Here is a 23,605-nt window from a genome sequence, read left to right as displayed (position 1 = left end):
ATTGTCCCAAGATCGGTACGACAGCAGGCAGTTACGGACGGAGTCCGCTACCCGCTGTGGGTCGCGCTCTTGAAGCGCACCGGGAGGCTCCTGAGGCAGCGCACTTTCCCCTGACGCCATTGCAACTCGCGGGGGTGGACTGCAAGTTCGATGTTGATCGGTGCGTGTAGCAGCGCAGTCACGACGGTCTGTGTCAACAATGTGGCGAGCGGGGCGCCGGGACACCGGTGGATTCCATGGCCGAACCCGAGGTGGTGGTTGGGGTGTCTGTCTATAAGGACAGTGTCGGGTTGTGTGAAGCGTCGCTCGTCCCGGTTGGCGCTGGCCAGGCACAGAAAGACGTGATCGCCCTCTTTGATGGTGTTGTCTCCCAAGGTGAGTTCTTCGGTTGCCACACGGTGGACGGGGGTCAGGGCCGGGCCCTCGTAGCGCAGTATTTCCTCTATCGCTTTGGGTATCGTGCCCGGAGATTGGTAGAGGAGTCGGCGGCGGTCTGCGTGACACAGAAGATGCAGGAGGGTGCTGGAGATCAGGCTGATGCTGGTATCATGGCCTGCAACAAGAAGCAGCATCACCATGGTCAGGATCTCGGTCGCGTGTAGTCGGTTGGTATCGGCGGCCAGGAGTTTGCCGATTAGTCCGTCGGTCGTTGCTTGTTCGGGGTTCTGCAGGAGCCAGGCGGTGTATTCGCGCAGCGCTTTATGGCCATTGGCGCTGACGCGGCGCGCGTTATCGTCCAGTTGCTCGGTCATGAGGTCATGGGACCAACGCACGGTCTTGTCTAGATCGGCCTTGGGCACGCCGAGAAGTTTGCCGATAGTCAAGGCGGAGATCGGTTCCGCGATCTCCGCTACGGCATCGACCACCCCGCGCTTCGTGACGGTGCTGATCAGTGAGCGCGTTGTGTGGTCGATGAACGGGCGCATGAGTTCGGCTTGGCGGTGGGTCAAGTAGCGGGCGACGCTCTTGCGCAGGCGAGTGTGCTTGGGCGGATCCGTTGTGAACAGACTCTGGGGGAACGCGACGCGCGAAATGTGCTGCAGTAGGTCGGGGTCGGCTGGGCACCTGCCCTTGGAGGGGTCGCTGCTGAGCCGAGTGTCTGTGAGGGCCTGTACGGTTTCTCGATACCGGGCTACAAACCAGGTGCTGTCGGAGATCCGGTTCACAGCGCCTGTGCTGCGTATTTCGGACAGCAACTGGTGGGGGTCACGGAGTTGTGTGAGGCCCTGGGGGAACCCTGCAGGAAAAAGGTTTCTGTGCTCGGATTGTGGAGGCCTGTCGGATGGGTGTTGCAGCATCGGTTGTTCACTCCGTCATGGCAGCATGGGATAGGGGAGATGACGCCACAGCGTGCTATATGGGCTCCTTGAGAGTGGGCGTGGTGTTACCAGGTGACGGGTAGTGAGGTGGGGGCGCGTAGGATCGATCCGGAGCGCCAGGTCACTTCTTGATCCGGGACTGCCTTTTGGAGGCCCGGTATGCCCTCGATGAGCGTTTTGAGAGCGACCTGGATTACCATGCGTGCCAGGCTGGCACCGACGCAATGGTGTGGCCCGTGGCCAAACGCGAGATGGTGGTTGTCTGGCCTCGTGAGGTTGAGGGTCTCCGGGGCGGCGAAAACCGCTTCGTCGCGGTTGGCCGACGGAATGGAGACCAGCACGGCGTCGCCCTTGCGGATGAGCACGCCGCCCAGCGAGACGTCTTCCGTGGCGACGCGGGCGAAATCGGCTCCGTTACTGAGGGGGGTGTATCGCAGTAGTTCTTCGACCGCTTTCGGGGTGGCTTCTGGGTGTGCCAAGAGCCAGTGCATGTGCTCGGGGTAGGTAATGAGGAGGTAGACGAAGTTGGCGATCTGGCACGTCGTCGTCTCCCAGCCCACGACCAGGAGGGCCGTTGTGATGTCGAGTAGCTCGGCGTCGGTGAGTCGCTCGCCGGCTTCGTGCGCGCTGACGAGCGTGCCCAGGAGATCGTCGGTTGGGTTTTCGCGGCGGGCGGCGATGTGCTGATTGATGACTTGAGCCAGGTCCTGACGCGCCCGGGTTACGTCCTCTGCTGTATGGGAGGTGCTGGACATCACCACGTCGGCAGCAGCTACCAGGCGGTGGGTGTCTTCGATGGTGACACCGAGTAGTTTCAGCAGGACGTTGATGGGGAGGGGGACAGCGAAGTCTGCGACGATGTCGCAGGGCGGGCCGTCGGCCACCATGGCGGCCACGAGTTCTTGAGCGATTTTCTTCGTATGCGCGCGGAGTTGCTCGGTACGTCGCTTGGTGAGACTGGGGGCGATCAGTCGCCTCAGTTGAGTGTGCTCGGGCGGGTCCATAGCGATGATCGAGGTCTCTTTGGCAGGCTGCGGTCGCATGCGGGGTATGTCTTTGCCTGCGGCGGCCGCACGACTGAACCGGGGATCACAGAAGACCAGTTTCGCGTCCTCATAGCGGGTGACCAGCCATCCCCTTCCTCCGTAAGGCATCTGCACCTCGACCACGGGCTGCGTGGATCGCAGCGACGCGTACTGGGGTGGGACTGCGAGCGCGGGGGGTGGCTCGAACGGGTAACGCAGTACATGCTCGGTGTTCATCGGGTGGCCTCTTCCACCCACGGATGGATGATCGTGCGTTCCGTGTCAATGGTGACCAGGCCACCACCGATCTCTGACCAGTCGTGGTCAACGCCGTGGTACCGCGGGGAGCATCGCGTATAGAAAGCGGTTCCGGACGCGATGTCTCCCAGGCACTCCAGGTAGCGCAGTAGGCCACTCGTGAGCTCCGGATGTGTTGCGATGAACTGTTCGCGGCAGGCGATGAACTCTTCTTCTGCCGATTCCACCAGACCCACTACCTTGCGGACCGCGTCACTGATCCGCACATGCTCCATGTTGCACTGCGCCGCGATGGAGTTGGTGAGATCCTTGCCTGCCATATACTCCTTCCGGAAGGAGTACAAGTCGTTCACGAGGGAGGTATATCGGCGAAGGATTCGCCATATTTTGGAGAAGGCATCGGCGTGGGCTTCGAGTTCACTGTGGAGATCTATTCCCAGCATGAACTCAAGGACGGGGAAGTCGACGTCGATCCCTACGTTGACATCCCTGCGCTCGAGAGTCTCATCCAGAGTCAGACATCTGCCGCTGCCCCTGTCAGACGCCTCGGCCTTCCAAGATTCCATGGTCCCTTGCAGTGCACGGGCGATGCGCGCGCGGATCGAGGGCGGTGCCAAACGGCACAGGCGGTACCAGACGTCTGACAGGCAGCGTCCCAGGACAAGCACATCGGCTGTGTCGGGCGATGGCTGGTTCCTGTCGAACTCCTGCCCGTCTCCGTTCAGAATTTCAATGGCCCGGTCCAAAGCCCGATTACGCGTGGCGTCATCGGCGTCCCGGAACGGCCCTGGCGCGCTGTGAACATCGTCGGTCATCACCATCCAGCCGCCCAGGTCACAGATGATTCTGAATGTATCTACGTTTCCGCACGTGAATTGGTGAGAAGTCCACACATCTGCGAAGCCCTGCGCCAGCCACAAGTCGATATCCCCTCGCGGCGCACAGAAAGGGGCCCAATTCCGAATTTCCGGGAACCCTTTGATCCATGCCCTCGTCTCGCCCAGGGTGCGCGCAACGCCTGAGTGCTGCCGCAGGGGAAGCCGTGTCTTGAGGTCGGGAAGGTAGTACTGGTCCTCGCCGCAGTCGAAGAGGGTCGTCCTGGCCATTTTTTTCCTTGTCTTATTCATTTTCACCGTGTCGAGCTTTTCTTCGCCGACGAGCAGGAAACTGCCCGTCCAGGGGGCTCGTCTTATGGGTCCACCCGCTCGTCGAGCAGCCGGACAATCTTGCCGCTGCGGGGATTCACCTTGATCATGTCTGCCGGGACGAACTCTACCACCAGCGGGTTAATCAGTCCGGCGCGCACGTGTTCGCCGAACATCGGGCGTAACTCGTCAAACCGCGCGGATATCGCTTCGGCAAGCGGCTGCGGATCGTTGATCTCTCCACCGATCCGCAGCACGAGTTCGTCCTTGGAGTCCCGTCGACGTTGCACCGCCTGGAATCCCGCGGTGGGCTGGTCGCCGGTCAGTTCCTCGATCACCACACGCAGGTCCTCCAGGTAGACGGTGACCGGACCGACCCTGGCTCCGTCGTCGGCGCGGCCCAGCAGGCGGAACCGGCGATCGTCGTAGTCGACCCACGCGGCGCGGTCACCGACCGGATACCGGATGAGCGGCATCAGCCGCCGGACGAGGTCCGTGGCCAGCAGCCTGCCGGGGCGACCTGGTTCCCTGATCGGATCGCCGGTTTCGTCGTCGACGATCTCCATCAGTTTTTGGAGCCGGTGGACGCGATGCACGCGCGCGTCCGGCTCGTCCTGGACGGGCGCGGCCAGCACCCCCGCGTCCACCGAGGCGTATCCCAGCAAGCGGACAACGGCGTTGGGGAACGCGTCGGTGATCAGTCTGCGCTGATCCGCGTAGAATGCCTCCCCGCCGAAGAGGAAGAGGTGGACCGCGGGCGCCGAGTCGCCTCGCGCGGTCAGTCGCGATGCGACCTGGCTGGCCGTGGTGGGCGTGGCCAGCAGCACGGTCGCCTCCTGCTCGATGATCAGGTCCGCCATGACCTCAGGCGGCGGGCTTCCCGCGATCGGCAGGTGTACCACGGGGACGCACGTCTCCTGCAGGCACAGGACGTTGAACAGGAAACTGGCGTACAACTCCCCGGCGTAGAAGAGGTTTGCAACCCGGTCACCGGTCCGCAGTCCCGCGGCCGCGTAGCCGTCTCCCTGCAGCCGGGCCATGGCGTGCAGTTCTGCCCTGGTGTAAACGGTCAGTTTGGGGCTGTTGGTTGTCCCACCGGTTTTGAACACGACACCGTCATCGTGGCGACTCGTCAGCACCCGGTTGTCCTTTACCGTGTTCGCCTCCCAGAAGCCGGTGTGCTCGACGATCGGCAGGTCCTCCGCCCGGATCGGTCCGTCGGTGGCAACACCGGCGTACAGGTCCCGGTAGTAGGGAGCAACGGGGCCACAAGGCGGGCCTGCACGACATGCAGAGAATGGTATTAGGTACTCCTCACCCTCCGCGTCCGGTAACATTTCCCGTTTCGGCCTGCGGAAATCGGTCCATCCTGGATGTTGCAGCTGGGTTTCAGATTCGGCCGCCAATCGGAGCAAATGTCCTTAATCGCAATTTTCGTGGCAAAATTCTGACTCTTTGCCGCCAGGGACGACAGCGTTTGATCATGACTCTGCCCGTATGGTCATCAATACGTGTACATTCGGGCGGACGCGGTCGTCGAAGTCGGTCTGGCTGGTCACGGCAGCCCTCATAGGCAGGCAGAAACGCCGAAAGGATCAGACCGGCGAGCGCCGAGGACCGCCGCGCGAGGCAGGAGGACGCAAGCATGACCGCCGTCACCGTCCTTGAAGCATACGGTGACCAGCACTTAGCTAGTGAAGGGCGGATTTGCGTGTGTCACCCCAGTGCATATCAGTAAGCCACGGTATGGGGTTGCCGGGCGGGACGGCAAGAGTCTTAATGGCGTAATGCGCGCCTACACAGGTGCCCCGAGCGCATAGGATATGGCCTGGTGGTGGGTGAGGTTGTTCCCGTCCTCGAAAGCAGCGTCGAATGCCTGCGGGCCGAGAACTCTGCGGGCCTGTTCCTCGCTTGCCCGATGCCGGGCCACGTACGGCGCGAAGCCGAACAGCGGCCTGCCTATCTCGCGCCACAAGGTGTGGCTGGCCCCAAGCAACCGAGCGGCGCATTCAGCGTCCTGGTTGACCGCGGACCAGGCGAGCAGCTCGATGGCTATGGCCATTCCGACCAGGTCGTTGAGCTGCTGCTTGAGCCGCAGGCATTCTCGAGCGTATGAGCTGGCTTGCTGTGCGTTGCCTTCCATCCAGGCCGCGACGCCCAGCACCCACAGCGCCCAGGAGCTCGACCAGGGAACGCTGTACGAGTCACGCATCGCCAGGCACTCTTCGCAGAGAGCACGAGCCCGCTCGCAGTCACCGAGAAGCAGCACAGTACTCGCCAGAATTGGGCGGCTCACCACGGTCACTGCGCTGGGCTGTCCCCCGGCGTGCTCCCTCGCCAGGGCTTCTTCCAGATACGCCACCGCACGTCGCTGGTTGTCGCGCACGTGCTCGGCGTAGCCGGACACGCACAATGCGGAGGTCAGCTCCACGTCGTCTCCAATGCTGCGTGCCAGCTCACGAGATTCGTCGAGCATGATCAGCGCAGGGCCGACATCCCCCTGCAAGGTGGCGATCCATGCGTTGGTCCACAACGCCTTCGCCCTCTCCTCGCTCGGTTCCGTCGCTCGCGGAAGCAGGTGATCAAGCCAGTAGCGACCCTCCGCGACCCGACCGCCGCCGACCCAGCAGAACCACAGCGCCCCGGCCAACCTCAAGCCGGTCCGCGCCTCTCCGGACTCGGTGAGGCAGAACTCCAGTGCGATTCGCAGGTTCGCATGCTCGGAGGACATGCGTTCATTCCAGGCCACCTGCTCGGGACCGAACCACTTCGCCTCGGCCCGCTCGGCCAACCAGCTGTAGTGGTCCCGATGCCGCCGCCGCAGGAGGTCTCCCTCCCCTGACTCGCGAAGCCGCTGCCTCCCGTACTGACGGGTCGGGTCGAGCAACCGGTAACGGGTGCGCCCGGCATGGTCCTGCCGGCTGAGGATGGACTTGTCCACCAGCCCGACGACCAGCTCCAGCACGTCCGCTTGCAGCAGCACCTCGTCGGAGCAAACTGCTTCCGCCGTCTCCAGGTCGAAATCCGCGAACACCGAGGACCGCGCCCATAGCCTCCGCTCGGCCGGGCTGCACAGCTCGAAGCTCCAGTCGAAGATCGCCGGCAACGTCTCGTGGTGGCGCCCCGGTTGGACGCCAGGCCCAGGTAACCCGGCCGCGCCGGTCTCGGGCCATTCGTCCAACGCTGCGAGGATCTCTTCGACCGACATCGTCCGGAGCCATTTCGCGACCAGCTCGATCGCCAGCGGTAGCCCCTCCAACCGACCGCAAATCTCGGCCACCGCGTCGCAGTTGGCAACGTCCACGGTGAAGCCCGGGGCAAGTTCCGCAGCACGCTCGGCGAACAATTTCACCGATGCGCAGTCCTGCGCCGGCTCCATCGAGAACATCTCTGCGGCGCTGTCCGGAACCGGCAACGGCGGGATCGTTACCACGTGCTCGCCGTCGGTGCCCAGCACCTGGCGGCTGGTGATCAGGATGCGCAGCCTGGGCGCCTTCCTGAGCAGCGCGTTCGCCAGATCCGCGCAGTCCTGAACGAGATGCTCGCAGTTGTCCAGAACGAGCAGCAACCGCCGAGACACCAAGTACTCCGACAATGCGTCGATCGGCCGTCCCAACGACCAGTCGCCGACTCCGAGGATGCTCATCACGGTGTGTGGCAGGAGTGCGCCGTCATCCAGCTCCGCCAGTCTCACCAGCCACACCCCGTCAGGAAATCTTCGGCGCACCTGTGCGGCAACGCGCAGGCCCACGCGCGACTTGCCCACCCCGGGAGGCCCCGTGATGGTCACCAACCGTGCCCTGGACAGTGCCCGTTTGCCCCCGGCCACCTCGTGTTGGCGTCCGACGAAGCTGCTGCTCTCACCCGGCAAGTTTCCCGCCTGCCGCCCGGCACGCATGCTCCTCACCCCCGAAATCGCCAAGGGTCTCCTGCAGTCCGTGCGCCAGCGCCGAGCGGTCGTCCAAAAACGGCCTCGGGGCCGCGCACGGGCTGCTCACGCAACCCCAACTCCACCGCGACCGTGGTAGCCGTGGGCGATTGCAATTTGGCCGACTCGACCAGGCACACCCCGTCACGGAACGCCCGTTGCACTCCCCTGGTCACTCGCAAGGCCAACCGGGACTTGCCCACTCCGCCCACGCCGGTCAGCGTCGTCAGCCGCGACGCCATCAACACACACCTGACCTGAGCGATCGCCTGCCGACGCCCGACGAAACTCGCGACATCCGCCGGATGGCCACACGGCGTTCCGGGCGACGACTTGCCCACGTCTCCACTCTACGACCGACGCCCTCAGCCGCATCTCAAACCGGCTTCGACCGTCGAGGCGCTGATCGCTGGGCCGCGGGCGGGGCCGTCTCATCGAGATTCCGCCAGGAACGCCCCTTGGAGCGAAGACTCCTCGCGCTGACAGGTGAGTCACTGTGCCCCAGACGGGGTAGTCATAGACCGAATAGTTTTCCATCTTTGGCGGTGAGAGCCGTGTTGCCGCGCACTCAATCGGACGACTGCGTCCTTTTCGACGGCAATTGGGAGGACATCGTCCTCAAAGCGGAGGCGGCGGGCGGCGTCGCCGCGCAGGAACTCGCACTTCTACGCCACACGAACGAACCAGAACACCGATGCCGGGTTGAAGTCGAAGTGGGCCCGCCCGGAAGCCCCTTGGCAGCCTGGCTCCTGTGCACACGGCGAGCCACTCGCTCCGACGTCGGCACGGCCTTGGTCGACATTGATGCACCAGGAACGGATATCAACTCGGCGGCATCACTTCACGTGCGGGCGGCGTATGCGGCCGCGTACTGCACCGTGCTGGCTGAGGAAGTCGGCGCCATAGCTGAGCGGCGTGTCCTGCCCACAACCACACCGCCGGTTGCCATACCAAGACCCCGTGCAGAACCGGATACTCACGCCCCAAGCGACCGTCTAGTCCCCACCTTTCCGGTGCAGCTCCGAGGCGTTCGGTGAACCTCGATCGGGGAGCACTATTGTGCCGACACCGACCAAGACTGCACCCCGTAGTGGCAGTTACTGATGGCAGTGCCGCCGCACGATGGCCTGCCACCCACTCGCGGCGGCCGCCGATGCCCAGGTGAATGAAGCGAACGGACTGTTCGGGCACGCCGCACGAGGCGAACAGGCCGTTCGCTTCGCGACGCAGCCCGCCTTTTCAGAGACCGAGGCCGATGTACTTGGTTTCGAGGTACTCCTCAATGCCGTGGCTGCTGCCTTCGCGCCCCAAGCCGGATTCCTTGATGCCGCCGAACGGCGCCGCCGGGTTGCTGATCACTCCTCGGTTGATCCCGGTCATCCCGCTGTCCAGCGCTTCGGCCACCCGCATCGCACGGGACAGGTTCTGGCTGAACAGGTACGACGCCAGCCCGAACGGAGTGTCGTTGGCGGCAGCGATCGCCTCGTCCTCGGTGTCGAACGGATAGATCGCCGCCACGGGCCCGAAGATCTCCTCGGTGCGCAGCTCCGCTTCGTGCGGAACGCCTCGCAGCACCGTCGGCGGGTAGAAGTAGCCCTTCCCCGTTGGCACTTCGCCGCCAAGCAGCAGTTCGGCGCCCTTGGCGACCGCGTCGTCGACGAGTCCGGCGACCTTGGCCCGCTGCCGGTCGTCGATCAGCGGGCCCAGCGTGCTCGCCGGGTTCAGTCCAGGCCCGGGGCGGAACGACGCCATATGCTCGGTGAGCTTGCGGGTGAACTCCTCGACCACCCCGGACTGCACGTGGATCCTGTTCGCGGCGACGCAGGATTCGCCGCCGTTGCGGAGCTTGGCCACCACGGCACCCTCCACCGCGGTGTCGACGTCGGCGTCGTCGAAGACCAGCAGCGGAGCGTTGCCGCCGAGCTCCATCGAGCTCCGCAGAACGTGGTCGGCGGCCTGGCCGAGCAGCAGCTTGCCGACCCGGGTCGAGCCGGTAAAGGAGATCTTGCGCAGCCGGGGATCTGCCATCACCGGCCGCACGAGTCCGGCCGCGTCGGTCGTGATGACCACGTTGACCACTCCGTCGGGCAGCCCGACCTCGCGCAGCACCTCCGCCAGCAGCAACGTCGTCAGCGGGGTCTGCTCGGCGGGTTTGATGACCACGGTGCAGCCCGCGGCGAGGGCGGCACCGATCTTGCGGGTGCCCATGGCCAGCGGGAAGTTCCAGGGCGTGACGAGCAACGTCGGGCCGACCGGTCGCTTCGTCGTGACGATCCGGTACTGGCCACCCGGCTCGACGCCGTAGCCGCCGTCGAGGTGCAGGCGGGTCGCGCTTTCGGAGAACCAGCGGAAGAAGCCCGCCCCGTAGTCCACCTCGCCGCGGGCTTCGGCCAGCGGCTTGCCCATCTCCAGGGTGATCAGCGCGGCGATCTCTTCCCGGCGCTCGATCAGCGCGTCGTAGGCGGCGCGCAGGACATCGGCGCGGGCCTGAGGTGGCGTGGCGGCCCAGTCCGCGGCGGCGTCGACGGCCGCGTCCAGTGCCGCGATTCCGTCCGCTGGGCCCGCGTCAGCGACCCGGAGCAGGAGTTCCTCGCTGGCCGGATCGACCACCTCGAAGGTCGCGCCGCTGCGCGACGAGACCCACTTGCCACCGATGAACAGCTCAGTCGGCACGGCCTGCAGCAGCCGTGCCCGGTCGAAGTCGACCATGCGCGCTCTCCCAATCCTCGACACGTGAACAACGGGAAAACCGGGCGCTAACCCTTGTCCCCGATAACGTATTCACTGTATACAGTCCGCATGGCTGCTGACCACACCCTGCGGAGAGGTTCCCCGCGCAACCCCAACGACATAGCCGACGAGCTGCGCGCGGCCATCGTCAACGGTGTCTTCCCGCCCGGACACCGGCTGGTCCACGAGGAGCTCGCGGCCCGCTTCGGGGTCAGCCGGATCCCGCTGCGGGAAGCCATCCGGACCCTGGTCGGCGAGGGCCTGGTACAGAGCCCGCCCGGGCGCGGCACCTTCGTCACCGAACTGGACCTCGCCGAGATCGACGAGATCTACGACCTGCGAAAGCTCGTCGAGCCCAGCTTCGCCGAGCACGTGGTGCAGCGCTGCTCGCGCGCAGACGTCGACCGGCTGCGGTCGATGACCGAGCAGATGGACCGCATCGACGAGCTCGGCAGCGAAGGCTGGTCGAGGGTGAACTTCGCGTTCCACCTCGACATGTACAGGCTGGCCGGATTGCCGATGCGCTACGAAGTGATCTCCCGGCTCTACCACCAGCTGGAGCCCTACTCCCGCTTCTACGTGCACAGCACCCACGCTCTCGACCGCGTGCAGGCCGAGCACAACGCGATGGTCGCCGCGCTCGCCGACGGCGACGCCACCGCGCTCGCCGGCCAGATCCACGCCCACATCGACGGTGGCCAGCAGGGCCTGCGCAGCGCCTGGCACGACCGGGCCGAACACCCCGAATCCGTCCTGGAGCAACACCAATGACCCACGCATTCGCCCGCCCGGCAGACCGCTTGGCGGCCATCAAGCCTTCGCCGATCAGGGCGATCTTCGACCGCGCCGCGAAGCTGGAAGCCGACGGGCACAAGATCTACCACTTCGAGATCGGCCGCCCCGACTTCGACAGCCCGGCCGTGGCCAAGCAGGCGACGATCGACGCGTTGGAGAGCGGCAAGGTGCATTACGCGCCGAACGCCGGCACCGCGGACCTGCGCGCCGCGATCTCCGAATACCTCGCGGACAAACGCCACACCCAGTACCAGCCCAACGGCGAGATCATCGTCACCGTAGGCGCCAACGAAGCGGTGTTCCTCGCGATCATGGCGTTCTGCGGGCCCGGTGATGAGGTCGTGGTGCCCGTACCGGCCTGGGCCCACTACCAGTCCTGCATCCGGTTGGCCGGTGCCACACCGGTCGAGGTGCCGCTCGACGCCGCCAACGGTTACCAGCTCGACCTGGAGGCGCTGAGCGCCGCGATCGGCGACCGCACCCGCATGGTCGTGCTGTGCACGCCGAACAACCCGACCGGAACCGTGGCCAGTAAGTCCGATATGGACGCCATCGCTGAGATGCTGCGTCCCACCGACGCCCTGCTGCTGTCCGACGAGATCTACGCCGACCTCACCTACGATGTCGGCCACACCTCCCCCGCGTCCTACGAACAACTCCGCCCGCGCACGCTGTCGGTCGGCGGGTTCGCCAAGGCGTTCGCGATGGACGGCTGGCGGTTGGGCTGGCTGGCCGGCCCGGCCGAGCTGATCGCACCCGCCCTGCGGGTCCGGCAGTACACCACCGTCTGCTCCACCACGTTCATCCAGGACGGCGGCGCTGCGGCGCTGCGCTCGGCCCGCGACGAGGCCGAATCCATGCGCCAGTCCTTCGAGGCCCGGCGCAACGCGGCGCTGCGGGTGATCTCCGGTACCGACAAGTTGCGCGTGGCCTCCCCCGACGGCGCCTTCTACCTCTACCTCAGCTACGACCCGGAAACCGCCGAACCGGCCGAAGAACTCGCGGTGCGCCTGCTCGAAGAACACCACGTCGCCGTGGTTCCCGGGACCGCCTTCGACCCGCACGGCGGGACGCACTCGTTCCGCGTGTCCTACGCGTGCCCGCTGGAAGACCTGGCCGAAGGCCTCCGGCGCATCATCGCCGCACTGTAACGGCGGCCGACCCGGCGCAGGTCGCACCAGTGCCGCGGTCGCCGGTCCGCCACGCCCACCCCCGACCTCGAGAGAAAGCAGCCGCATGAGTACGACGACGCAACAACGCCACAAGAACGTGGTCGAAGCGGTGCTCGGGATGGACCCCGACGCCGTGGCCTACGTGCCCAGCAACAGCATCGCCGGAATCATCAACGGGCTCATCGACAACGCCGGCCCGGACACGCGTGTTTTCCCCGTGTCGCGGGAGGAAGAGGCTGTCGGCGTCATCGGCGCGCTCCCGCTGGCCGGCAAGTTCGGCGTGATCGTGGTGCAGGACAACGGGTTCGGCAACGCGCTCACCGCGCTGACCACCTTCGCCACGTCCTACCACCTGCCGGTGCTCATCCTGGCCAACACCCGCGGCGGGCTCGGCGAGTACAACTCGATGATCCACTCGATCTCTGCTCCAGTGCCCGACATGCTGCGCGCCGCGAACATCCCCGTTTTCGGACTCGACCGGCGCAACTCCCCGGAGGACTGGCAGGCGACCGTGACCGAGGCCGGCAAGCACGCCCGGATGACCTACCGCCCCGTCGTGGTCCTGATGGAATTCTTCGACTTCAACGACAAGGAGAGCCGCGCATGAAGCGCATCGAAGCCCTGCGCGTGATCACCGACCGGACCCCCGACCTCGCGGTGACCGCGACCTGCGCGGCCACCAGCCGGGAACTGGCCGCCGTGGCCGACCGGGACAATCACCTCTACCTGCTGGACGCCATGGGACTCACGGTGTCCGTGGGCACCGGCGTCGCGCTGGGAATCGCCGGTACCAAGGTGTCGCGCAGCGTGGTGATCGACGGGGACGGGTCGCTACTGATGAACCTCGGCGCGGCGGCCACCGCCGGCTACCTCGCCCCGGACAACCTCGTGATCCTGTTGCTGGACAACGGGGTCTACGCGTCGACGGCCGGTATCCCCACCCAGGCGGAGAAGCTGGACCTGGGCGCGATCGCGGAATCGGTGAGGCTGCAGGTCCTGCGGGCCGCGGACACCACCGAACTGGGCAACGCGCTGCAGCGAGCGCTGGCCGAGCCGGGCCCGTGGTTCGTGCACGTGCGCATCGAGCCGGGCAACGAACCGGGCACACCACTGCTGCTCATCGATCCCGTCGTCCACGCCGACCGCTTCCGCCGCTGGCTGACCAACCGAATCGCGGCATGACCGAGATCGCGGTCAACACCGACATCGGGGAAGGCTTCGGCGTCTGGCAGTTCACCGACGACGAAGCACTCCTCGGGCTGGTCAGCGCGGCCAACGTGGCCTGCGGTTTCCACGCCGGCGACCCCGACATCCTGCGCCGCACCTGCGAACTGGCGGTGCGGCGCGGTGTGGCCATCGGCGCCCAGGTGTCCTACCGGGACCTCGCCGGTTTCGGCCGGCGGTTCCTGGACGTGCCGCGAGCGAGCCTGGTCAACGACCTGCTGTACCAGATGGGCGCGCTGCGGGCATTCGCCGAACTCGCAGGCGGTCGAGTCGGCTACGTCAAGGCGCACGGAGCCTTGTACAACGCCTCGGCTCGTCATCGCGAGCACGCGGCCGCGATCGTGGAGGCAGTCGCCTCATTCGACCGATCGATCCCGCTGTTGTGCCAGCCCGGCACGGAGACATGGCGGCTGGCGGCGGAAGCCGGGATCCGGCCGCTGGCCGAAGGCTTCATCGACCGCGGCTACACAGCCGAAGGGCTGCTGGTGCCGCGCGGCCAACCTGGCGCGCTGGTGACCGATCCCGGGGAAGCCGCGACACGTGCGGTGCGGATGGCCACGGAAGGCAAGGTAACCGCAGTGACCGGGGAGGACGTCGAGCTGTCCCCGGGCACGCTGTGCCTCCACAGCGACACCGCAGGTGCCGTGGAAATCGCCGCTGCGGTCACCGCCGCGCTGCGCGCCGCAGACGTTTCACTGGCCCCCATTCGATGAGGTGACATGCTTCAGCGCATCCCCGCGCCGACCACGGCCCGCCTGCTGCGCGCCGGCGACCGCGGCTGGCTGGTGGAACTGCCCTCCGGCGGCGCCACCTCGATCGCCGCGGCCGTCCACGATCAGCCGTGGGCGGCACAGGTCGCCGAGGTCGTCCCGGCCGCGAAGACCGTCCTGGTCACCGCGATCGACTGCGCCTGGACAGACGCGCTGGGCAGCGCTTTGGTTTCACTGCTGGAAGAGGCTCTCGATCGCCCGGGGCCCGGCCGGCGTCCCCGGACGATCGAGATCCCGGTGCACTACGACGGCCCGGACCTCATCGAGGTCGCCGATGCTCTCGGCCTCGGCGTCGCTGACGTCGCTCGCGAACACGCCGCCGCCGAACACGTCGTCGGTTTCTTCGGTTTCGCACCGGGATTCGCCTACATCGACGGCTGCCCAGACGTCCTGGCGCTACCGCGCCGAACCAGCCCGCGCACCCGGATCGAGGCCGGGTACGTGGCGATCGCCGGCAACCAGACCGTCGTGTACCCGGGCGGTACGCCGGGTGGCTGGCACCTGATCGGTCACACCGAACAGCGGTTGTGGAACCCAGGCAACAACCCGCCGAACCGGCTGGAAGTCGGCGATCGAGTGGCCTTCCGGGTGGTGACGAGGTGTTGACAGCTGCCCGATCCACGCCGGTCCCACCCAAGAACGACACCGCGCGGTTGTCCGTCATCTCGCCAGGCCCCCTCACCACCGTGCAGGACCAGGGACGGACCGGTTACGCGCACCTCGGGGTGAGCCCATCCGGTGCCGCCGACCGGACCAGCTTCGCACTGGCCAACCGATTGGTCGGCAATTTCCCCGCAACCCCTGCCCTGGAATGCACCCTCGGCGGGTTGAGCATCCGGCTGGACGCGGCCCGGGTGGTCGCGCTGACCGGCGCGCCGGTGCCCGCTCTGGTCAACGGCCGCCCGGTGGCGGATCCGACGCGCTTCCGGCTCACCGCCGGAGACGTGCTGTCGCTGGGACGCCCCAACGCCGGCCTGCGCACCTACCTCGCGATCTCCGGTGGTCTGCTGGTCGAACCCGTGCTCGGCGGTGCCGGGCACGACGTGCTGGCCGGACACGGACCGCACCCGCTTCGCGCTGGTGATGAGTTCGCCGTCGGTGCGGCCAGCCCGTGCCCGCAGGTTCCCGTCGAGTTGGCGATCAGCCGACTCCCACAGGCCACCACGACCGTGCGATTCCGGTGGGGTCCGCGACACGAACTCTTCGACCGGTCCGATCGACAACGGCTCACCACCACCCGGTGGCGGGTCTCCGCGGATTCGAATCGGGTCGGGGTCCGGCTGCAGGGCGATCCCCTGCAAATCGGCAAGATTCACCTGGCCAGCGAGGGCATGGTGCGCGGCGCGATCCAGGTGCCGCCCTCAGGCGAGCCCATCGTGTTCCTGGCAGACCATCCGGTCACCGGCGGATATCCGGTGATCGGCGCGGTCGTCGAGCGCGATCTGGACCTGGTGGCGCAGGCTCCACCAGGTATCGGGTTGCGCTTCCAACCCATTTCCAGCGGAGGTCGCGCCATGAAATTGGCTTCCCGGCAACGAATTACAACCAGATCTTGATCCCGCAGGCGCCGCGACGCGCGGCTGCCGGGATCAAAGCACATCGCTAGGGCACGAAAGAATCCAACCAGCCCTTCCTCGGTCGTCGAGCGGTGGCCATCTCCGCTCACGGCACCGGCACAGCTCGCCGAATCAGTTCCCGATCTGCCCGAGCATCCCCTGAAAACGCTGGAGTGATCGATGTCCACCTCCGCCGGAGTCCACACCCCACATATCGGCAGCAGCCGACAGACCACGCGCAAAGCCGCGATCGCCGCGATGACCGGAACCGCAATCGAGTACTACGAGTTCGGGGTCTACGGATACCTCGCGGTCACCATCAGCCCACTGTTCTTCCCCAGCAACAACCCGACGGCGGCGCTGCTGTCCACCCTGGCCGTCTTCGGCAGCTCGTTCCTGGTCCGCCCGCTCGGCGGAATCCTCCTCGGACGGCTCGGTGACCGGATCGGCCGCAAGGCAGTCCTGCTGCTCACCGTCATCGGCATGGGCAGCGCCACCGCAATCACCGGCCTGCTGCCCACGCACGCCTCCGCCGGGTTGCTCGCACCGATCGCATTGCTCGTCGTCCGCCTGCTGCAAGGATTCTTCGCCGGCGGCGAGGTCACCGGCGCAGCCGCATACGTCGCCGAATCCGCACCGACCGGCCGACGTGGCTTCTTCGGCGGCTTCACCCCGATGGGCGTCGCAATGGGCGGTGCAGCAGCAGCCACCGTCGCAGGTGTGGTGTCGATTGTGCTGACGCCAGAACAGATGTCGGCCTGGGGCTGGCGAATCCCGTTCCTGTGCTCGATCCCGCTGATCGTGCTGTCGCTGGTGCTGCGGAAGAAGATCGAAGACACCCACGCGTTCGAATCCGCCAAGGAGAACCAGGAACTGGTCAAGGCACCGCTGCGGGAAGTCCTGACCGGACACTTGCCGGCGGTGGCCAAGGTCGTCGGGCTGTCGTTCGGACAGAATGCCGGCTACTGGGTCGGCCTGGTGTTCATGAACATCTACCTCACCAAGAACCTCGGCTACAACCAGACCGCGGTCTTCTGGATCATCATGGCAGTCAACCTCAGCATGGGACTGCTGATGCCCCTCTACGGCGGCCTGTCCGACCGCAAGGGCCGAAAGTTCGTCCTCACCATCGGATTCGTCGGTTACATGGTCCTGGTGACGCCGATGATGCTGGTGATGAACCACAACAACATCTGGCTCGCGTTTCTCGCGATGGTGGTAGCCGCGATCCCCTTCCCCATCGTCCAGTCCGTCGGCTACCCCACCTACGCCGAGCAGTTCCCCACCCGCGTGCGCTACACCGGTCTGTCGCTGAGCTTCAACATCGGCACCATCCTCGGCGGCGGCCTGATGCCCTACGCCGCCACCTGGCTGATCTCGACCACCGACAACCTCCTCGCCCCCGGCTGGCTGCTCATCGGCGCGTGCGCCATCGCGCTGCTGTCCCTGCTCGCGGTCCGCGAAACCGCACGATCGGAGCTCGCCGCATGAGTGCCCCCGCCAGCCCGCGGGAGCTCCGTCGGTTGATCGCCGCCGGCAGCTGGACCGGCCCCACCGCCGGAGTCCTCGACGGCTACCAGCAGGCCAACCTCGCCGTCGTCCCACGGGAGCTGGCCTTCGACTTCCTGTTGTACTGCAACCGGAATCCCAAGCCTTGTCCGGTGATCGCGGTGACCGACCCGGGAGACCCGGTCATCCGGCTCGGCCGGACCGAAGCCGACCTGCGCACCACGCTGCCACGCTACCGGGTGTGGCAACGCGGCGAACTCGTCGCCGAACCGACTGACATCACCGCATACTGGCGGGACGACTCCGTCGGCTTCCTCCTGGGCTGCAGCCACACCTGGGAGGGGCCGTTGCGCACCGCAGGAGTCCCGGTGCCACACGCGGCGGATTCGATGGCACCACCGGTGTACGTGACCGACCGGCCCACCCACCCGGCCGGCCGCCTGTCGGGTCCGCTCGTGGTGAGCATGCGGGCGCTCCCGAGCCATCTGGTGGCGCGCGCGGTAGAGGTGACCTCCCGTTACCCCACCGGTCACGGGGCCCCAGTGCACATCGGAGACCCAGCAGGCCTCGGCATCGCGGATCTGTCCACACCGGACTTCGGACCACCGCCACGACTCGAACCCGGCACCGTCCCGATGTTCTGGGCATGCGGAGTCACCCCACAGCTGGTGCTGCCCGACTCCGGTGCCGAGTACGTGATCACCCACTACGCAGGCCACATGTTCATCTTCGACCACCACGTCGACGAAACCCCGTGAGCAGCGATCGACCGGAGGTGAGCGCCCGGTGGTCACTGTGCACACGGCCCAGGCAGGGGTGCGACGGGTCCATCGCGCGGGAAGGTCGGTCCGACGAAGGGATCGTCCGCGCTGCGGCTCCGTAGGTGCTCCCTTTTACGAGTGCGCGGTCCGCGTCAGAGCCGGATCCCGCCGTTCACGTCGAGGACCGCGCCGGTCATGAACGACGACGCGGACGACCACAGGTAGAGGACGGCGTTGGCGATCTCCTCGGGCCGCGCCAAACGCCCGACGAGTGCCCGCTCGGCGAGCTCGGCGTGGAGCGCGGGGTCGTCGCCGAGCATCGCCGTCGTGGTGCAGCCGGGAGCGACGCAGTTCACCCGGATCTGCCGGGACGCCAGTTCGCGCGCCGCGCCCTTCGTCAGGCTGATCACCGCGCCTTTGGAGGCCCCGTACACGGGACCCCCGACGTACCCACCGCCGGTGTAGGCGGCCACCGAGGCGCAGAGGACGATCGAGGCGCCGGGAGCGAGATGAGGTGCGGCGGCCTGGATCGTGTTGACCGAGCCCAGCACGTTGACCAGCAGACACCGCTCGGCTTCTTCGAAGCTGACCTCAAGTAGCGGGGTCTGTAGCACAATGCCGGCTGGGACGAAGACACCCGTGACCGGGCCGTTCTCAGCAGCGGCGGCGAACCCCTTATCAAGCGACTCCCGGTCGAGGACGTCGGCCTTGTGGTAGGCCGCGCCCGGGAACGCCTCGGCCACCTCCGGGGCGTGCTCGGGAAGGTCGAGCACCGTCATCGAGTCGACGCGGTCGGCAGCGAGACCGACCGCGGCCAGGCCGATGCCGCGGGCGCCGCCCACGACGACGGCGTTGCCGCCGACCCGGAGTTCTTTGTTGGAGGGAGCAGTCATCGGTCCTCCGATGTGGTAGGTAACGGGTGTTGGCGTCGGTGTCGCCGGTCAGCGGTCCAGGACCAGCCGCCCTGGACCATCGTCCACCGAGACGATCAATTCACACCAGCCAGTTCACGATCAATACACCCCCGAATTGGGCAACAGAGTCCTTCCGGCGGGGAGCAGTCAATCGACCCGGGCAGCAGGACAGCCGTGGCACGCCGTGCAGCATCAGCCGAAGCGGAACGAGCCGATCACGCCCAGCCCGCTGAATGGCCAAGCAGTTCGCCGCCGTGCTGCGCTAGCGAACCCATTCGCGCCGCACCCGCGGTCGACCTCGCGGGCATCTGCTTCTTCCCCCACCCTGGAGATGTGGGATGCAGCGGGCTTGGCTCCGGTTGCCGTTGACGCCAACCTGGGCTGCCGGCGCCACCGAAGGATGGTATCCAGCGATGACGTTCGCACGCCCGATAGTCCAGATCCTGTTCAGGAGTGGCTCACCGCGATTTGGCCGGCGCGGTGGTTTCGCCGTGGTGGCCTACGCGTTCACGGTAACCATGATCGGGACCACCCTGCCGACACCGCTGTACCCGATCTACCGAAGCGAGTTCGGTTTCTCCGAGCTGATGGTGACCGTGATCTTCGCGACGTACGCGGTCGGGGTCATCGCCGCGCTCCTGCTCTTCGGTCACCTGTCCGACCAGATCGGTCGGCGGCGTGTGCTGCTGGCAGGGCTTGCGCTGTCCGCGTTGAGCGCCGTGGTGTTCCTCGTCGCCGACGGCCTCTGGCTGCTGCTGGTGGGCCGCATACTCTCGGGCTTGTCGGCGGGAATCTTCACGGGCACGGCGACGGCGACCCTCGCTGACCTGGTGCCGCGGAGCTCGGCCGGGCGCGCGACCGTGGTCGCCACATCGGCCAACATCGGGGGCTTGGGCTGCGGCCCGCTGATGGCCGGCCTGCTCGCGCAGTTCGCCGTCGCACCGCTGCGGCTGCCGTTCGGGGTGGATCTCGCTCTGGTCATCCCCGCGATTGTGGTCGTGTGGTTCATCCCGGAGCCGGTGCAGGCCGAAGGCCGCGTTCGCCTGCGCCCGCAACGTCTGCGGGTTCCTCCGCAGGCACGACCGGCCTTCGTGCGGGCCGGCTTGGCGGCTTTCGCCGGTTTCGCCGTGCTGGGCCTGTTCACGGCGGTGGCACCGGATTTCCTCGGTGAGGTGCTCGGCATCGACGACCACGCAATAGTCGGTCTGGTCGTATTCGCCGTGTTCGCGGCATCGACAGCCGGTCAGACCGCGCTGGTGGCGGTCTTCAGGGCAGGCCCGCTCGTCATCGGCTGCGTGGGTTTGATCGCGGGTATGGGCCTGCTCGCTCTCGGCCTCGCGCTGCCTTCGCTGGTCTTGGTGATCGCCGGGGCGGTGGTGGCCGGACTCGGCCAGGGGCTGAGCTTCCGCACCGGGCTGGCGGCGGTCAACCAGGCCGCGCCGCCGAGGCAGCGGGCGGAGGTCGCCTCCAGCTTCTTCGTCGTGGCGTACGTGGCGATCTCCGTGCCGGTCGTGGCCTGCGGCCTCATCACCCAACTGCGAGGTGTGCAAGTGGCCGGGCTGATCCTCGCCGCCATGGTGGCGGTGCTGGCATCGACCGTCCTGGGGCTGCTGGCCCGCAAGTCCCCAGCCGCCAGGTGAGGAACACCCCGTGGCCACGCGGGCGACCGGCAGCGGCGCCTCAAGCAGAAGGCCCTGACCGGCGGTGTAGCCGGCCAGGGCCTTCTTGGCGATCAGCCCACGTCAGCCGTCGGACTCCGACGACGGAATGTAGGCGCCCGGCACGTCGGCCGGCGCGTAGACCTTGTCCTCACCCGGGTAGGGCTGCGTCCACCCGTGCGCCTGGTACCACGTGAAGTGGTTCATCTGCGCGGGGTTCGCGAAGTCGGGCTTGGCGTCGGGCCCGGACAGGTGCTGCTGCGTCAGCCACTCGTCCCACTGGGCCGCGACCTGCTGCTTTTCCGCCGGCACCGTGTCCGACGGCACGGCCGCGGCCGCGACGTTCTGCGGCGCGGGGGTGTCCGCACCACAGGCAGGCTGGGCCTTCAGGCCCGCGGTCAGCGAGGTCCGGTTGGGCAAAGCGGTGAACGGCGTGTAGTCGGGCGCCGGGGTGAACGCCCCACGCATCGGGGTGGCCGCACTGTCCTTCTGGTTCATCGGGTGGACCCCGAGGATCTGCTCGATGGTCCGGATCATCGTGATCTGCGAGTAGTAGTGGCTGTCGACGGCGCCGTGCTTGGCCCAGGGGCTGATGATCTGGATCGGGGCGCGGTGGCCGTCGACGTGGTCGAGACCGGCCTGGGAGTCATCCTCGACCACGAAGATCGCCGAGTCCTTCCAGTACTGGCTGTGCGAGATCGTGTCGACCATCTTGCCGACCGCGAGGTCGTTGTCCGCGACCTGGGCGGCCCCGTTCGGCGGACCACCGGTGTGGTCGCTGGAGAGCCAGAACATGTTCAGGTTCGCCGGTCCGTTCTTCTCGAAGTCGCGCTTCCAGATCTCGTACCGGTAGAGGTCCGGGACGCTGGTGTCGAACTTCGGGAAGCCGTGCACCGACACGTCGTTGAGCGACGGGATCGGCGAGGACGAGACCATCGGGTAGGCGGTGTCCTGGCCGGTCGCCGCCATGTTCTTGGTGTCGCAGTACAGGTTCTGCCAGGTCGCACCGGCGGGCTTGGTCAGGAACTGCTGGAACTCACCGAAGTTCCGCACGCTCTTGCCGGCCGCCTGCGCACCGCTCCAGAGGAAGCCCGTGCGCTGGTGGCCGAGCGCGTCGTCCTCGGTGTCGTAGCTGCGCTTGTACTCACCGGCCGACGACTCGGTGTACTCCGGGTTGTTGGCCTGCATCAGCCAGTTGTGCCCCTCGGCGGAGTTCGTGCCGATGTCGTAGGTGTTGTCGTACAGCCCGAACTGCCGGGCCATCGCGTGCTGGTTCGGCGTCACGTTCTCGCCGAACTGCGCCAGCGCCGGGTCGCCGTTGCCACGCTGGTCGTCACCGAAGACCTGGTCGTAGGTCCGGTTTTCCTTGACGATCAGGAAGACGTGCTTGATCGTCGAGGGGTCGCCGAGGCGCTGCGGGACCGGCACCGGCTTCGCGTCGCCCTTGCCCTCGGACAACGTGATCGAGCTGCCGTTCCAGCCGTTCTGGGTGAAGACCTTGCCGGTCTCGCCCTTGATGGCACCGTCGTCCGGCAGCGTGAACCGCTGCAGGCTCGACGTCGTGTCGTGGGTACCGTGCCCGGCGGCATTGGTGGGGCGGCGGGCGTCGATGCCACGGGTGTTGGAGACCAGCACGTCGTTGCCGACGGTGGTGATCTCCGCGGGGAAGTAGTCCGTCGGGAGCAGGCCGACGTAGCTGACCGGCTCCAGCGGGCTCGTGTACCGGTAGACGGCGACCGCGTTGGCGCGGCCGAGGGTAACCAGCAGGTGACCGTCGTCGGTGAGCGTCACCGCGTCGGGCTCGTAGCCGACCGACGCCTCCGGCCACGGCTGGGTGGCGATGGTCTGCACGACCTTGTTGCTGGCGGTGTCGATGACCGACACGTCGTTGGTGGCGGTGTTGGTGACGAACAACGCCCCGTTCTTGGCGTACAGGGCGGTCGGGTGCAGACCGACGTCGATGCTCGCGGCGGCAGCGGCCGGGTTCGCCAGGTCGATGACGCTGACCGTGCCGGTGGTGGTGGCACCGGTGGAGGGGTCGGCCGGAACCTGGGTGTTGTAGGAGTTCAGCGTGGTGTCGCCGGGTGCCGCCGGGCGCCCGCCCTCGTTGCTGACGTAGAGCTTGGAGCCGACCTGGACCATGTCACGCGGGGCGTTGCCCACGGCCCAGCTCTGCCGGATGGCGCCGGTCCCCGCGTCGATGGCGACCACGCGGTTCTGGCCGTTGACGGCGGAGTACACGGTCGAGCCGTCGGGCGAGAACGCCGCCTCGCCAACCAGCGCGTGCTTGGGACCGTCCGCCGGGATCGAGACGAAGGCCGGGTTGCCGACGGTGCCGTCCGGGTTCACGGTGAACTTGCGGTAGCCGTCGATCTGACCAAGCCACAGCTGCGAACCGTCGGGCGAGTACGTGGGGCCTTCCTGACCCACGTCGTTGCCGCTGATGCGCAGGTCCGCCGACGCGGAGTTGCCGACGAGCTGCTGCACCTTCCAGTTCTTCAGGTCCACGATGGACAGCGCCATCCCACCGTCGGTGACCGAGGCCGCGAGGTGGGTGCCGTCCGGGCTGACCGAGGAGGACATGATCTTGCCGTTGTTGATGACGAGGCGGTCACCGATCGGGGCGATGTACTGGTCGGCGGAGACGACCTGACCCTGATCGGTGGTCTGCCCCACCTGGTCGGTGCCGAACTGGTGCGTCTGGGCGAAACCAGTGCCGGCAACGGCCACGGCGATGACGGTGGTGCCTGCCGTTACCAGGGGGATGCGGCGGCCGATGCGTCGACCGAGAAGACCGGAGAGGCCTTTCTCGATGCGCCGCCTACGGCGTGTTACCTGCAT

Annotated in this window: 18 protein-coding genes; 10 read left to right on the top strand and 8 right to left on the bottom strand. The window is 66.9% G+C overall.

Going from position 1 to position 23,605, the window contains the following annotated elements:
* Positions 1-47: 47 nt before the first annotated feature.
* The 6 genes from FDZ84_RS27090 to FDZ84_RS27065 form a co-directional block, all read right to left on the bottom strand.
* The gene (locus tag FDZ84_RS27090) at positions 48-926 is read right to left on the bottom strand and encodes a cytochrome P450 (protein ID WP_168588179.1); all 879 of its coding nucleotides are present in this window, start codon (positions 924-926) and stop codon (positions 48-50) included.
* A 458-nt stretch (positions 927-1,384) separates the two neighbouring features.
* Positions 1,385-2,581, bottom strand: a complete 1,197-nt coding sequence (locus FDZ84_RS27085; protein ID WP_168588178.1) for a cytochrome P450 — start codon at positions 2,579-2,581, stop codon at positions 1,385-1,387.
* Positions 2,578-3,708: a terpene synthase family protein gene (locus tag FDZ84_RS27080; RefSeq protein ID WP_168588177.1), complete on the bottom strand. Its 1,131-nt coding sequence runs from the start codon at positions 3,706-3,708 to the stop codon at positions 2,578-2,580. The genes FDZ84_RS27085 and FDZ84_RS27080 overlap by 4 nt, the downstream gene beginning before the upstream one ends.
* Before the next feature lie 83 nt (positions 3,709-3,791).
* Positions 3,792-5,084: a phenylacetate--CoA ligase family protein gene (locus tag FDZ84_RS27075; RefSeq protein WP_246868457.1), complete on the bottom strand. Its 1,293-nt coding sequence runs from the start codon at positions 5,082-5,084 to the stop codon at positions 3,792-3,794.
* A gap of 458 nt (positions 5,085-5,542) precedes the next feature.
* Complete coding sequence (locus tag FDZ84_RS27070) at positions 5,543-7,645, bottom strand: AAA family ATPase (RefSeq protein ID WP_168588176.1); 2,103 nt, start codon at positions 7,643-7,645, stop codon at positions 5,543-5,545.
* Between the two features lie 1,269 nt (positions 7,646-8,914).
* Complete coding sequence (locus FDZ84_RS27065) at positions 8,915-10,384, bottom strand: NAD-dependent succinate-semialdehyde dehydrogenase (protein ID WP_168588175.1); 1,470 nt, start codon at positions 10,382-10,384, stop codon at positions 8,915-8,917.
* A 90-nt stretch (positions 10,385-10,474) separates the two neighbouring features.
* Here FDZ84_RS27065 and FDZ84_RS27060 point away from each other — a divergent pair, with 90 nt between their 5' ends.
* The 9 genes from FDZ84_RS27060 to FDZ84_RS27020 all read left to right on the top strand — a co-directional run bounded on the left by FDZ84_RS27060 (position 10,475) and on the right by FDZ84_RS27020 (position 18,189).
* Positions 10,475-11,176: a GntR family transcriptional regulator gene (locus tag FDZ84_RS27060; RefSeq protein ID WP_168588174.1), complete on the top strand. Its 702-nt coding sequence runs from the start codon at positions 10,475-10,477 to the stop codon at positions 11,174-11,176.
* Positions 11,173-12,351, top strand: a complete 1,179-nt coding sequence (locus FDZ84_RS27055; protein ID WP_168588173.1) for a pyridoxal phosphate-dependent aminotransferase — start codon at positions 11,173-11,175, stop codon at positions 12,349-12,351. Before FDZ84_RS27060 ends, FDZ84_RS27055 begins: the two co-directional genes overlap by 4 nt.
* A gap of 85 nt (positions 12,352-12,436) precedes the next feature.
* The gene (locus FDZ84_RS27050) at positions 12,437-12,979 is read left to right on the top strand and encodes a thiamine pyrophosphate-binding protein (protein ID WP_168588172.1); all 543 of its coding nucleotides are present in this window, start codon (positions 12,437-12,439) and stop codon (positions 12,977-12,979) included.
* Positions 12,976-13,554 (top strand): thiamine pyrophosphate-dependent enzyme, encoded by a 579-nt coding sequence (locus FDZ84_RS27045; protein ID WP_168588171.1) that lies wholly within the window; start codon positions 12,976-12,978, stop codon positions 13,552-13,554. Before FDZ84_RS27050 ends, FDZ84_RS27045 begins: the two co-directional genes overlap by 4 nt.
* Positions 13,551-14,309 (top strand): LamB/YcsF family protein, encoded by a 759-nt coding sequence (locus tag FDZ84_RS27040; protein ID WP_168588170.1) that lies wholly within the window; start codon positions 13,551-13,553, stop codon positions 14,307-14,309. The genes FDZ84_RS27045 and FDZ84_RS27040 overlap by 4 nt, the downstream gene beginning before the upstream one ends.
* 6 nt (positions 14,310-14,315) lie before the next feature.
* Positions 14,316-14,972: an allophanate hydrolase subunit 1 gene (locus FDZ84_RS27035; RefSeq protein ID WP_168588169.1), complete on the top strand. Its 657-nt coding sequence runs from the start codon at positions 14,316-14,318 to the stop codon at positions 14,970-14,972.
* A complete protein-coding gene (locus FDZ84_RS27030; RefSeq protein WP_371812687.1) occupies positions 14,966-15,922 on the top strand; it encodes a biotin-dependent carboxyltransferase family protein in 957 nt (318 codons plus the stop codon). The genes FDZ84_RS27035 and FDZ84_RS27030 overlap by 7 nt, the downstream gene beginning before the upstream one ends.
* A gap of 180 nt (positions 15,923-16,102) precedes the next feature.
* Complete coding sequence (locus FDZ84_RS27025; protein ID WP_168588167.1) at positions 16,103-17,413, top strand: MFS transporter; 1,311 nt, start codon at positions 16,103-16,105, stop codon at positions 17,411-17,413.
* Positions 17,410-18,189, top strand: coding sequence for a putative hydro-lyase (locus tag FDZ84_RS27020; RefSeq protein ID WP_168588166.1), 780 nt, complete (start codon positions 17,410-17,412; stop codon positions 18,187-18,189). Before FDZ84_RS27025 ends, FDZ84_RS27020 begins: the two co-directional genes overlap by 4 nt.
* 155 nt (positions 18,190-18,344) lie before the next feature.
* On the opposite strand, the gene FDZ84_RS27015 is transcribed toward FDZ84_RS27020, so the two are convergent.
* Positions 18,345-19,085 carry an SDR family NAD(P)-dependent oxidoreductase gene (locus FDZ84_RS27015; RefSeq protein ID WP_168588165.1) on the bottom strand — a complete coding sequence of 247 codons (741 nt, stop codon included), beginning with the start codon at positions 19,083-19,085 and terminating at the stop codon, positions 18,345-18,347.
* A 434-nt stretch (positions 19,086-19,519) separates the two neighbouring features.
* Here FDZ84_RS27015 and FDZ84_RS27010 point away from each other — a divergent pair, with 434 nt between their 5' ends.
* Positions 19,520-20,746 (top strand): MFS transporter, encoded by a 1,227-nt coding sequence (locus FDZ84_RS27010; protein WP_168588164.1) that lies wholly within the window; start codon positions 19,520-19,522, stop codon positions 20,744-20,746.
* A 102-nt stretch (positions 20,747-20,848) separates the two neighbouring features.
* Here FDZ84_RS27010 and FDZ84_RS27005 read toward each other — a convergent pair whose 3' ends face one another.
* Positions 20,849-23,605: a bifunctional YncE family protein/alkaline phosphatase family protein gene (locus tag FDZ84_RS27005; protein WP_168588163.1), complete on the bottom strand. Its 2,757-nt coding sequence runs from the start codon at positions 23,603-23,605 to the stop codon at positions 20,849-20,851.

Origin of the sequence: Saccharopolyspora sp. ASAGF58 (genome assembly GCF_012277335.1) — a bacterium.
GTDB lineage: Bacteria > Actinomycetota > Actinomycetes > Mycobacteriales > Pseudonocardiaceae > Saccharopolyspora > Saccharopolyspora hattusasensis.
The sequence above is the reverse complement of the archived record's forward strand: the minus strand, read 5'-3'. Positions and strand labels throughout refer to the sequence as shown.